Genomic DNA, 12,198 nt, shown 5'->3' on the forward strand with positions numbered 1-12,198 from the left:
GGCCCCGATGACGGCTGCGACGGCCGTACCCGAGCCGGCCGAGCGGGTCTATACCGAGTCCGACCTCCGCCCCCTGCTGGACACGCTCATCACCTGGCGCGACGGCGACTTCAGGCGGCGTGTCCCCCATGCGCCGCCCGGCATCCTGAGCGAGATCCGGATGTTGCTCAACGAGATCGCGGACCGGCGCGAGCACCTTACCAACGAGCTGCTGCGGGTACGCCGCGAGGTGGTCAAGGAGGGCCGGTTCGGCGAGCGGCTCACGCCCAGCCCGGGGGTGGGCTCCTGGGCCGAGGGCGTGGAGTCGGTGAACGCGCTGATCGACGCGATGGTGAGCCCGGTGAGCAGCGCCGCCGACGTGATCGACGCGGTGGCGAAGGGCGACCTGTCGCGGCGCATCGACGTCGACCGGACCTCGCGCGGCGAGGTGCGGCGGCTCGCCAAGGCGGTCAACGGGATGGTGGACCAGCTCGCCCTGTTCACCTCCGAGGTGACCCGGGTGGCGCGCGAGGTCGGCTCGGAGGGCCAGCTCGGCGGGCGGGCGAACGTGCGCGGCATGTCCGGGAGCTGGAAGGACCTCACCGAGGCCGTCAACACCATGTCCAGCCGCGTCTCCGCGCAGGTCAGGGATATCGCGCTGGTCACCACGGCGGTGGCCAAGGGCGACCTGTCGCGCAAGGTGCAGGTGGACGCGGTCGGCGAGATGTTCGAGCTGAAGAACACCGTCAACCAGATGGTGGACAACCTTTCCCAGTTCGCCGAGGAGGTCACCCGCGTCGCCCGCGAGGTCGGCACCGAGGGACGGCTCGGCGGCCAGGCGCGGCTGCGCGGCGTGTCCGGCGTGTGGAAGGACCTCACCGAGAACGTCAACGTCATGGCCGGCAACCTGACCACGCAGGTGCGGGCGATCGCCACCGTGGCGACGGCGGTGGCGCAGGGCGACCTCTCCAAGAAGATCACCGCCGAGGCGCAGGGCGAGGTGGCCGAGCTCAAGGAGACGCTCAACACGATGGTGGACAACCTCTCCCGGTTCGCCGAGGAGGTCACCCGCGTCGCCCGCGAGGTCGGCACCGAGGGACGGCTCGGCGGCCGGGCCGAGGTGAAGGGCGTCTCCGGGGTCTGGAAGGACCTCACCGACAACGTCAACTCGATGGCCACGAACCTGACATACCAGGTCCGCAACATCGCCCAGGTGACCAAGGCCGTCGCGAGCGGCGACCTCACCAAGAAGATCGACGTGGACGCGCAGGGCGAGGTGCTGGAGCTGAAGAGCACCATGAACACCATGGTCGACCAGCTGTCCAGCTTCGCCTCGGAGGTGTCGCGCGTGGCCCGCGAGGTCGGCACCGAGGGACGGCTCGGCGGCCAGGCCCAGGTGCACGGCGTCTCCGGCGTCTGGAAGGACCTCACCGACAACGTCAACTACATGGCGAACAACCTGACCGGCCAGGTGCGCCAGATCTCCGCCGTCGCCACCGCCGTCGTGCAGGGCAACCTCTCCAAGAAGATCACCGTGGACGCGCAGGGCGAGATCCTGCAGCTCAAGGACGCGGTGAACACGATGGTCGACCAGTTGTCGATGTTCGCCGACGAGGTCACCCGGGTGGCCCGCGAGGTCGGCACCGAGGGGCAGCTCGGCGGCCAGGCCCGGGTGCGCGGCGTGTCCGGCGTCTGGAAGGACCTCACCGACAACGTCAACTCGATGGCCACCAACCTGACGTACCAGGTCCGCAACATCGGCGAGGTGACCACGGCCGTCGCCAACGGCGACCTCACCCGGAAGATCGACGTGGACGCGCAGGGCGAGATGCTCGCGGTGAAGACCACGATCAACCGCATGGTGGACCAGCTGTCCAGCTTCGCCTCGGAGGTGACCCGCGTCGCCCGCGAGGTGGGCTCGGAGGGGCAGCTCGGCGGCCAGGCGCGCGTCGAGGGCGTCGAGGGCACCTGGAAGCGGCTCACCGAGAGCGTCAACGAGCTCGCCGGCAACCTCACCACGCAGGTCCGCGCGATCGCCGCCGTGACCAGCGCGGTCGCCCGCGGCGACCTCACCCAGTCGATCACGGTGGACGCGCCGGGCGAGCTCGCCGAGCTCAAGCTCAACATCAACACGATGGTGGCGAACCTGCGCGAGACCACGCAGGCCAACCAGGAGCAGGACTGGCTCAAGAGCAACCTGGCCCGCATCTCCCGGCTCATGCAGGGCCACCGCGACCTCGTCGAGGTCGCCCGGGTGATCATGAGCGAGCTGACCCCGCTGGTGTCGGCGAGCTACGGCGCCTGCTACCTGATCGACCCCTCGCACTCCGACGACCTCAAGCTCATCGCCGGGTACGGCGTGCAGCCCGGCGTCGGCGGCGTGCGCGAGCGCTTCGAGATGGGCGAGGGCGTGGTCGGGCAGGCCGCGCTCGAGGGCAAGCACATCCTGCTGGAGGAGGTGCCCTCCGACTACATCACCATCCGGACCGGGCTCAGCCGGTCCGCCCCCGCGCAGATCGTCGTGCTCCCGGTCCTGTTCGAGAACCAGGTGCTCGGCGTGCTGGAGCTCGCCACCCTGGACCGGTTCAGCGAGGTCCACCTCGCCTTCCTCACCCAGCTCAGCGAGACGATCGGCGTCACCATCAACACGATCATCGCCAACTCGCGCACCGAGGTGCTGCTCAAGGAGTCCCAGCGGCTCGCCACCGAGCTGCAGGAACGCTCCGACGAGCTGCAGCGCCAGCAGGAGGAGCTGCGGCTGTCCAACGCCGAGCTGGAGGACAAGGCGGCCCAGCTCGCCAAGCAGAACCGCGCCATCGAGATCCAGAACTTCCAGATCGAGCAGGCCCGGCGCACCCTGGAGGAGCGGGCCGAGCAGCTCGCGGTCTCCTCGCGGTACAAGTCCGAGTTCCTCGCGAACATGTCGCACGAGCTGCGCACCCCGCTCAACAGCCTGCTCGTGCTCGCCAAGCTGCTCAGCGAGAACAACGAGGGCAACCTCACCTCCCAGCAGGTGGAGTTCGCCAAGACGATCCACGGCGCGGGCTCGGCGCTGCTGCAGCTCATCAACGACATCCTCGACGTGTCCAAGGTCGAGGCCGGGCGCATGGACATCCACCCGGCGCAGCTCTCGCTGACCAAGCTGGTGGAGTACGTGGACGCCACCTTCGCCCCGCTCGCCCAGGACAAGGGGCTGGACTTCAGCATCGAGGTCGACGACAACGTGCCCCACGAGCTGCGCACCGACGAGCAGCGCCTGCAGCAGGTGCTGCGGAACCTGCTGTCGAACGCGGTCAAGTTCACCCCGCACGGCGAGGTGCGGCTGCACATCGGGCGGGCCCGGCCGGACACCCGGTTCGTGGACGAGTCGCTCAAGCACGGCGACGACATCCTGTCCTTCGCGGTGATCGACACCGGGATCGGCATCGCCGCCGACAAGCTCGATGTGATCTTCGAGGCGTTCCGGCAGGCCGACGGGACCACCAGCCGCAAGTACGGCGGGACCGGGCTCGGCCTGTCGATCTGCCGGGACATCGGGCGGCTGCTCGGGGGCGAGATCCAGGTGGTCAGCCAGCCCGGGGAGGGCAGCACGTTCACGCTGTACATGCCGGCCAGGTACACCGGGCCGCTCAGCTCCAAGGACGGCGGGGGCGTCACGACCGCCGCGCCGGCCGAGCCGGTGGGCGGGGAGCGGCGGCGGGAGCCGTACGAGCCGGGGATCGATGACGTGCTCCCGGAGATCCCGTTGCCGGCGGACCTGCCGATCCCGCAGATGGCGCGGCAGCTGCCCGACCGGCATGACTGGTCGGGCGACGACCCGCTCACCGGGGCCAAGATCCTGATCGTGGACGACGACATCCGCAACGTCTTCGCCCTCACCAGCGTGCTCGAACGGCACGGCGCCACGGTGGTCTATGCGGAGAACGGAAGGGAAGGAATCGAGCAGCTCAACCGGAACGACGATGTGGCGTTGGTGCTGATGGACATTATGATGCCGGAGATGGACGGGTGGGCCACCACCTCGGCCATCCGGCAGATGCCGCAGTTCGCCGAGCTGCCGATCATCGCTCTCACCGCGAAGGTGATGCGCGGCGACCGGGAGAAGAGCATCGCGTCCGGAGCCTCTGACTACGTGCCCAAACCCGTCGACGTCGACCGTCTCCTGGAGCGCCTGCGCGGGTGGCTGCTGCGGAGACGGGCCGGCGGTTCGTCCGGCTCCACGGAAAGTTCCTGACCGATGCCTGATCGTGCCAAGATCCTGCTTGTCGATGATCGCGAAGAGAACCTGATCGCGCTGGAGGCCATCCTCAGCTCGCTGGACCTTGTGCCCGTGCGGGCGAGGTCCGGAGAGGAGGCGCTCAAGGCGCTGCTCTCCACCGACTTCGCGTTGATCCTGCTGGATGTGCGGATGCCGGGGATGGATGGCTTTGAGACCGCCGCGCACATCAAACGGCGGGAGCGTACCCGGAATATCCCGATCATCTTCCTGACCGTGGTGGACAGCGCGCCCGACTTCGCCTTCCGCGGCTACGCGGCGGGGGCGGTGGACTATCTCACCAAGCCCTTCGACCCGTGGGTGCTGCGCGCGAAGGTCTCGGTCTTCGTCGAGCTGTACAACATGAACCGGCGCCTCGCCGAGCAGGCCTCGCTGCTGCGGGAACGCCTCGCGGGCGAGCTTCCCGCCGTCGCCGGGGACCAGGGCGCGGTCCTCGCCGAGCTCGGCCGCCGCCTGGCGGCCGTGGAGGAGGAACTCGGCCGCGTCCGCGAGGCCGCCGGCCATGCCCGCGATCACGCCGTCATCACGACGCTCAACGATCTGTCCAAGCGCGTCACCCACCTCAGGTCCGGCTTCGACGCCCTCAATCAGAGTGCCTGAGCCGCAGGCCCTGGCGCGGGAGCCGGACGCCCTGGCGCGGGAGCCGGACGCCCTGGCGCGGGAGCCGGACGCCCTGGCGCGGGAGCCGGACGCCGGTCAGCGGCGGGCGCGTTCGAGGGCGTCCCAGAAGCCACGGCGCAGGGCGTGGCGTACCTCGTCGTGGAGGAGGAAGTCGATGGGGAGGGCGGAGCCCTGCAGAAGGCGGGCCTCCAGGTCCGAGGGCATGCGGGGCTTGCGGGCCAGGACCGCCTCCAGCCAGAGGGCCGGGGCGTCCTTGGCGACCGAGTCGCCGAAGTCGTGCCCCTCCTTGTGGGCCGCCTGGACCGCGTCGGCCAAGGTGGTCGTGCCGCCGGCCTGTCCGCCGCCGGGCTGGCCGACGCCGGGGGACGCGGCCGAGGCACCGTGCAACGGGGCGCCCTGGGGGGCGGTGGTCGCCCCGTGGATGGGCGTGTGCACCGGGGCGGGCTGCGGGCTGGAGTAGGTGCCGCCCTGTGCGTAGGTGCTCGCGCCGGAGGACTGGGCGGTCGACGACGGGATCGCGTGGCTCTGGCCGGTCGAGTACAGAGACGACTGGCCGGTGGCGGGCTCCTGGTGGCGGGCGGGCGACACCGCTCGTGGTGCGGTCGCGGATGAGGGCACCGGGGCGGGCAGGGCCGGAAGCGGGGCCGACGTGGTCACGGAGGACGGCGAGGAGTAGCCCGAGTACGAGGGCAGGGCCGTCGAGGACGTCGATACCGAGGTCGACGTGGGCGAGGTCGATGTGGGCGAGGTCGATGTGGGCGAGGTCGGCGTGGAGGCGGACGCCCCCGCAGAGGCCGAAGTGGTCGGGGCGGGCTGCGGGGAGACCGAGGCGGTGCCGGTGGGCATCGGTTGCGGCAGGGCCGAGCCGGTCGGGGTTGCGGCGGACGCCGGATTCGGCGACGGTGCGGAGGATGACGGCTGCGCGGGCGAGGGCAGGGCCGGGGACGTCGTCGGCGACGAGCCGGTGGATGGCGCGGGAGCGGACGACGGAGAGTGGTCGGCTCGGCCGCCGCTCGCGTGACCGCCGACCTGGCCGTTGCTCATCGCGGGGTCGCCGATCAGCGGCTGGGCGGGATTCGGGTGGCTGCTTCCCGCGGGGAGCGCGTATCCGCCGCCCGATGCGTGGCTACCGCCGGAGGTGACGCCACCCGTGGAGGCCAGGCCGCCCGAGGAGGAGTGACCTCCCCCGGAGATGTGGCCGACGCTGCCGGCGGCATCGCCACCCGTCGTGAGGCTCTGGCCACTGGATGGGCTGCCGCCGGAGGTGAGCGCGTTGCCCGGAGGGAGAGCGTTGCCCGAAGGCACCGGACCGCTGGAGGAGTAACCGTTGCCGCCGGAGGCCAGGGCATTGCCCGGCGAAGAACCGTTGCCCGAAGGCAGCGCACCACCGGAGGAATAGCCACTGCCGCCAGAGACCAGCGCATTGCCCGGGGAAGAACCGTTACCCGAAGGCAGCGCAGCGCCAGAGGAGTAACCGCTGCTAGAGGCCAGGGCATTGCCCGGCGAAGAACCGTTGCCCGAAGGCAGCGCACCACCGGAGGAATAGCCACTGCCGCCGGAGGCCAGCGCGTTGCCTGGCGAAGAGCCGTTGCCCGAAGGCAGCGCAGCGCCAGAGGAGTAACCGCTGCCGGAGGTCAGGCCGTTGCTCGACGGGAGCGCGGTGCCGGAGGAGTAGCCGGTGCCGCTGGTCGAGAGGTTGGCGCCGCTGCCCGAGGAGGCGTGGCCTCCGGTCGAGGCATGGTCGCCGGTGTGGGCCTGGCTCGGGGCACCGGTCGGGGTATGCGCGGACGACGATGACGCCGGAGCGGAACCGCTGAGGCTCTGGGTGTCGTTCTGTGACCCGCCCGCGGCGAGGGCGTGGCCGCCCGAGGCGGCGGTGTCGGTCGATGAGGATCCGGTCAGGGCGTGGTGCCCGGCGCCGCCCGACGGGGTGCCGGTCTGGACGTTGCCCTGGCCGCTGCCGAAGGCGGGGTGAGCGGACTGCCCGCCGGGCAGGGCGTGGGTGCCGCCGCCATTGGCGCCGCTGCCGATCACACGTTGCCCGTTGCCGATCGCGCGATGGCCGTTGCCGACCACACCGAGGTCGGTGCCGGTGATCAAATTCACGTACGGGCGCAGGTGGGCGTTGGAGACCTCGATCAGGTCGTCGCACTCCTGGCGCAGGGTGCGGGAGACCGACCAGTTGCCGTCGGTGACGATGTTCACGACGGTGACGCGGATGCCGAGGTCCTGCGCGTCGCAGACCACCTGGGCGAGGTCCTCGTCGCCGCTGACGACGACCGCGTCGCAGATCGCGGTGTTGCGGGCGAGTGTCATCAGGTCGCGGTGGACCTGGGCGTCCACGCCCTCGCGGCGTCCGGGGCGGATGCGGGAAAGGCGGAGCTTCAGGCCCGGGATCTCGGCCAGCGCGTCATGCTCGGGCGTGCGCCTGCCCTCGACGGTCGCCTCGTACCAGTAGCAGCGCAGAATGGGCAGGCCGGTGCGCTCCCGAGCGAACCCGCTGAGCAGTTGCAAAAGCCCGGGGTAGTCCCACGAGACGGCGTCCCGATGACGGGTGCCGTGCACGGCCATCGCGCCATCCGACAGCAGATAGCCAGCGTCCACGAACAGCGCGCAGCGGTCCACGCGACATCGCCCTCCCCTCGTGGCCTGGCGTTCCCAGGGTAGTCAAGGACATGATCGTGTGAGGGCGAATCCCGGCGATTCGGCCCTCATGCCCGCGAGCTTCATGCAGACCGTACCAGTTTGTCCGGGTATGTCCTCCCCTTGACAGGAGGCGGCGGAAAACGGTTATGGCCGCTGCCCGAAGAGCACGGCGGCCCACGCCCACAGCCGTCCGCACACCGGCATGACGGCCGAAAAACGTGAAACCTGCACTCAACGCGAAAGTACCATTCCGCCAATATGCCTATCTGGCGATCAGGAAAACCGCCGAGAATCCACCGGCCGTCCACCACGTGATCAGGCCCGGCCGCCGCCGTCCGCGCGACGCCGGGCGAAGATCCGGGTGCATACCGGCTCACCTGCGCGAACGGGAGTCCGTCTAGTCTTGGGCACTATGAGCGATCGCGAGAACCTGCTGTCGGAGATCAAGAGCAAAGGTGTCGTGCACGGCAGGGTCGTGCTGAGCTCCGGCAAGGAGGCCGACTGGTACGTGGACCTGCGCCGCATCACCCTCGACGGTACGGCCGCGCCCCTCGTGGGCCGGGTGATGCTCGACCTGACCGAGGACCTCGGCTATGACGCGGTGGGCGGCCTGACCCTCGGGGCCGACCCGGTGGCCACGGCGATGCTGCACGCCGCAGCCGCCCGGGGCAGGACGCTGGACGCGTTCGTGGTGCGCAAGGCGGGCAAGGCACACGGGTTGCAGCGCCGCATCGAGGGGCCGGACGTGGCGGGACGCCGCGTGCTCGCGGTGGAGGACACCTCGACGACCGGCGGCTCGGTGCTGACGGCGGTGGAGGCGCTGCGCGAGGCCGGGGCCGAGATCGTCGGCGTGGCGACGATCGTGGACCGTGGCGCGGCCGACCGCATCCGCGAGACCGGCCTGCCGTACCGGACGGCGTACACCCTCACCGACCTCGGGCTGGCCTGAACGGGTTGCGGGCGTCAGGGCGCGTCAGGGAGGCGCGTCAGGAGGGCGTCGGGGTGGGGCGGCTGGCGGTGAACGTCTGGCGTTCGCCCTCCTCGCCCCGTTTTCGCTCCTCGCCGTTGACGAACACGCGTACCGTCGCCGCGTCGCCGAGGACCACGTCGATGCGGGGTTCGAAGTAGGTCGCCTTCTCTCCTCGGGTCAGGTCGCGGTCGATCAGCACGTCGCCTCCGGGAATCCGGAGGAAGACCGGGCAGATCTCGGCCAGGCACTCGAGGTAGACGGTCGGAATGGACCCGGGAGGGACCGGAGCGCCGGATGCCTGGGGATTCTCGTCCTCCTCGGCCGGGCTCGCGGAACCGGTCGCCGTGGCGTCCGCCTCGTCGGGGGCGTCCTTGGAGGAGTCCGCCCCAGGGGAGTTCGCCTCGGGGGATTGCGTCGCGTCCTCGGCCGTGGAAAGTCCGGCCGATGCGTCGTCGGGGGTGAGTGAGCCGATGAGCGACCACACGCCGACGGAGATGAGCCCGAGCACCGCGAGGATGGCCAGCCCGGCGAGCAGCAGCCGGGTGGCGCCGATCGGATCAGTCCTGTGCCGTCCCACAGGGGGAGATTAGCCGTTGTGCGGATAATTAGAGCATTAGTCACGATTTCAACTAATCATGACAAATCGCACATAGATCGGCATTACTGCTGGCCGGCCCGATAACCAGGCCGCTTATCCGTTGCGATCGGGGCCCTGCCACGCCTGCCAGGCCTGCCAATCCGGACTGGCGGCGGGCTGCTGCGGCACCGATTCCGAATCCGGGCGGGACGCGTTGCCGGGCCGGGCGGCACCGGGGTAGGGGGCGCTGGGCTGTGGGTAACCGGGATACCCGGAGTAGCCCCCGCCGGAGTGGGGAGCGGCGCCGGGGTAGGACGCACCCGGGTGACCGGGATGGGAGCCGCCGGGGTGCCCGGCTCCCGGGTAGGGGTTTCCGGGCTGGCCGCCGGAGAAGGGGTCGCCGGAACGGCCGGATTCCGGGTACGGGTTCCCGGGCTGAGCGCCGCCGTGGTACGGGTCGCCGGACGGAGCGGCACCGGAGTAAGGATCGGCGGGCCGGGCGGCGCCCGGGCGCGAACCCCCCGGCTGGCCGGCGCGGTAAGGGTCGGCGGCCATCTGCCTGGCGTACAGGTCGAACGGATCGACTTCGGGCGCGTTTGCCGCCGTCGCGACGGCGGGGGCGTCGGCGGGGCGGTGGTGCTTGCCGCCGAGGGGCCCGGACTTGGCCGCCTTCCTGTCCTTGATGACCTCGCGCACGATCGGCAGGATGGACAGCAGCACGATCACGAAGACACCGGGCAGGATGTACTTGTCGATGTCGTCGACGGCGGACCCGACGAAGTAGCCGAACAGCAGCATCGCCTCGACCCAGGCGATGCCGCCCACGATGTTCCACAGCAGGAACCGCCGCCGGTCCATGCCGAGCACGCCGGCCACCGGGTTCAGGAACGTACGGACGATCGGCATGAAACGGGCAAGGACCACCGCCTTGGCCGGACCGAACTTCTCGAAGTAGTACTCGGCCTTCTCGACGTGTTCGCGTTTGAACAGCCGGGAGTCCGGTCTGTCGAACAGTTTCCGGCCGAACCTCTCCCCCAGGTAGTGGCCGAGCTGGGCGCCCGCGATGGCGCACAGCGGCGCGGCGATCAGCAGCACGGGCAGCGACAGCGGCGAGATCTGGATCGCGGCCGCGGCGGCGGGAACGCTGAAGATGCCCGCCGCGACCAGCAGCGAGTCACCGGGCAGGAAAAACCCGAACAGCAGTCCGGTCTCCGCGAACACGATGGCGAGCACGCCGATCGTGGCGAAGGCGCCGAACATGCGCAGCCACCACTCGGGATCAATAAGATCAAGAAGAACGTCCATCGTGACCGAGCCTACCTTTCGGCGGCCCTTCTTTCTTAGTTCCCGCGCTCTTGGGGATACTGGCCACCGACATACTTTCGTGACCCACCGTCTCTCAGGGGAGATGACAACGATGCCCATCGCTACGCCAGAGGCCTACGCCGAGATGCTCGACCGGGCCAAGGCGAACGGCTTCGCCTACCCGGCCATCAACGTGACCTCGTCTCAGACGCTCAACGCCGCGCTGCGGGGTTTCGCCGAGGCCGAGAGCGACGGCATCATCCAGGTGTCCACCGGAGGGGCCGAGTTCCTCTCCGGGACCACGGTGAAGGACATGGTGACCGGCGCGACCGCGCTGGCCGAGTACGCCCGGGTGGTGGCGAAGAAGTACCCGGTGACGGTGGCGCTGCACACCGACCACTGCCCGAAGGACAAGCTTGACGGCTTCATGCGCCCGCTGATCGCGATCAGCGCCGAGCGGGTCGCCCGCGGCGAGGACCCGCTGTTCCAGTCGCACATGTGGGACGGCTCGGCCGTACCGCTGGAGGAGAACCTCTCCATCGCCGCCGAGCTCGTGGAGAAGTGCGCGCAGGCCCGCGTCATCATGGAGATGGAGATCGGCGTCGTCGGCGGTGAGGAGGACGGCATCGTCGGCGAGATCAACGAGAAGCTCTACACCACGCCGTCCGACGCGCTGGCCACCGTCGAGGCGGTCGGCCTCGGCGAGAAGGGCCGCTACATGCTCGCCGCCACGTTCGGCAACGTGCACGGCGTGTACAAGCCGGGCCACGTCAAGCTGCGCCCGAGCGTGCTGAAGGAGATCCAGGAGGCCGTCGGCGCCAAGTACGGCAAGGAGAAGCCGTTCGACCTGGTCTTCCACGGCGGCTCCGGCTCGCTGCTCGAGGAGATCCACGAGGCGATCTCGTACGGCGTGGTCAAGATGAACATCGACACCGACACGCAGTACGCGTTCACCCGCCCGGTGGCCGACCACATGTTCCGCAACTACGACGGCGTGCTGAAGGTGGACGGCGAGGTCGGCAACAAGAAGACCTACGACCCGCGCTCGTACGGCAAGGCCGCCGAGGCCGGCATGGCCCAGCGGGTCGTCGTGGCCTGCCAGGACCTCAAGTCGGCCGGCACCAAGATGAGCTGACCCGGCCATTCGGGCGCGAATAGCCCGGGGAAAAGACACGGTCGATCGACGCACGAATAAACAAAGGAGTTGACGACCCGGGTACGGACCGGCCATGTTTCGCCGACCCGCAGGTTCGCGAACAACCTCCGGGAGGTATGACTGTCTCCATGGAATCGCATGAGAACCTCCTGGCCGGTCCGCCCCCCACTTATCTGCCGGACATGCCGGATGCCAAGGAGGCCCTCGACTCGGGCGCCAAGGCCTCCGACGTGGCGGCGCGTTACCCCGCGTACTCCGCCGCCTGGGCCGCCCTCGCGGACGAGTACTTCGCCGCCGGGCACGCCGTGACCTCGTACGCCTTCGCGCGTACCGGCTACCACCGCGGCCTGGACCAGTTGCGCCGCGCCGGTTGGAAGGGGCATGGGCCCATCCCCTGGGAGCACGAGCCCAACCGAGGATTCCTGCGCTGCCTGCACGCCTTGGCCCGGGCCGCGCAGGCGATCGGCGAGAAGGACGAGGCCGAGCGCTGCGCCCAGTTCCTGCGCGACAGCAGCCCCACGGCCGCCGAGATCCTCGCCGCCAAGAACTGACCGAGAAACAACGGACCGGGCCCGCGCCGCCGAAGCGGCGCGGGCCCGCGTCTCCCGTAGGGCATCGGATGGGGGTGCCACGGGAGGTCCCGCGGCCGGTCGCGCCGGTCGGCCGCG

General features: G+C 70.1%; 8 protein-coding genes. 5 read left to right on the forward strand and 3 right to left on the reverse strand.

What is annotated here, in order from left to right; translation table 11 throughout:
* The first annotated feature begins 7 nt into the window (after positions 1–7).
* Together AB0K60_RS24350 and AB0K60_RS24355 are read left to right on the forward strand one after the other, a co-directional pair.
* On the forward strand, positions 8–4,213 hold the full coding sequence (locus AB0K60_RS24350) for a HAMP domain-containing protein (RefSeq protein ID WP_364059247.1): 4,206 nt from the start codon (positions 8–10) through the stop codon (positions 4,211–4,213).
* Positions 4,214–4,216: 3 nt separating this feature from the next.
* Positions 4,217–4,855 (forward strand): response regulator, encoded by a 639-nt coding sequence (locus AB0K60_RS24355; RefSeq protein WP_364059250.1) that lies wholly within the window; start codon positions 4,217–4,219, stop codon positions 4,853–4,855.
* A gap of 96 nt (positions 4,856–4,951) precedes the next feature.
* Here AB0K60_RS24355 and AB0K60_RS24360 read toward each other — a convergent pair whose 3' ends face one another.
* The gene (locus tag AB0K60_RS24360) at positions 4,952–7,501 is read right to left on the reverse strand and encodes an NYN domain-containing protein (RefSeq protein ID WP_364059253.1); all 2,550 of its coding nucleotides are present in this window, start codon (positions 7,499–7,501) and stop codon (positions 4,952–4,954) included.
* Positions 7,502–7,934: 433 nt separating this feature from the next.
* On the opposite strand from AB0K60_RS24360, the gene pyrE reads away from it, so the two are divergent.
* On the forward strand, positions 7,935–8,471 hold the full coding sequence (gene pyrE / locus AB0K60_RS24365; RefSeq protein WP_364059256.1) for an orotate phosphoribosyltransferase: 537 nt from the start codon (positions 7,935–7,937) through the stop codon (positions 8,469–8,471).
* Positions 8,472–8,508: 37 nt separating this feature from the next.
* Here the strand turns inward: pyrE and AB0K60_RS24370 are convergent, their stop codons facing one another.
* Both AB0K60_RS24370 and AB0K60_RS24375 read right to left on the reverse strand, forming a co-directional pair.
* On the reverse strand, positions 8,509–9,069 hold the full coding sequence (locus AB0K60_RS24370; RefSeq protein WP_364059259.1) for a hypothetical protein: 561 nt from the start codon (positions 9,067–9,069) through the stop codon (positions 8,509–8,511).
* A 114-nt stretch (positions 9,070–9,183) separates the two neighbouring features.
* A complete protein-coding gene (locus AB0K60_RS24375; RefSeq protein WP_364059262.1) occupies positions 9,184–10,374 on the reverse strand; it encodes a VTT domain-containing protein in 1,191 nt (396 codons plus the stop codon).
* A 112-nt stretch (positions 10,375–10,486) separates the two neighbouring features.
* Here AB0K60_RS24375 and fbaA point away from each other — a divergent pair, with 112 nt between their 5' ends.
* A complete protein-coding gene (fbaA, locus tag AB0K60_RS24380; RefSeq protein WP_364059265.1) occupies positions 10,487–11,509 on the forward strand; it encodes a class II fructose-bisphosphate aldolase in 1,023 nt (340 codons plus the stop codon).
* Between the two features lie 149 nt (positions 11,510–11,658).
* The gene (locus AB0K60_RS24385) at positions 11,659–12,081 is read left to right on the forward strand and encodes a DUF3151 domain-containing protein (protein ID WP_364059268.1); all 423 of its coding nucleotides are present in this window, start codon (positions 11,659–11,661) and stop codon (positions 12,079–12,081) included.
* The last annotated feature ends 117 nt before the right edge of the window (positions 12,082–12,198 follow it).

It is taken from the genome of Thermopolyspora sp. NPDC052614, from assembly GCF_040678635.1.
Classification (GTDB): Bacteria; Actinomycetota; Actinomycetes; order Streptosporangiales; family Streptosporangiaceae; genus Thermopolyspora.

Excerpts from the sequence above, each read along its gene's own strand:
- AB0K60_RS24375 (WP_364059262.1), bottom strand. The coding sequence starts at position 10,374 with ATGGACGTTCTTCTTGATCTTATTGATCCCGAGTGGTGGCTGCGCATG.
- fbaA (WP_364059265.1), top strand. The coding sequence starts at position 10,487 with ATGCCCATCGCTACGCCAGAGGCCTACGCCGAGATGCTCGACCGGGCC.
- AB0K60_RS24350 (WP_364059247.1), top strand. The coding sequence starts at position 8 with ATGACGGCTGCGACGGCCGTACCCGAGCCGGCCGAGCGGGTCTATACC.
- AB0K60_RS24385 (WP_364059268.1), top strand. The coding sequence starts at position 11,659 with ATGGAATCGCATGAGAACCTCCTGGCCGGTCCGCCCCCCACTTATCTG.
- pyrE (WP_364059256.1), top strand. The coding sequence starts at position 7,935 with ATGAGCGATCGCGAGAACCTGCTGTCGGAGATCAAGAGCAAAGGTGTC.
- AB0K60_RS24355 (WP_364059250.1), top strand. The coding sequence starts at position 4,217 with ATGCCTGATCGTGCCAAGATCCTGCTTGTCGATGATCGCGAAGAGAAC.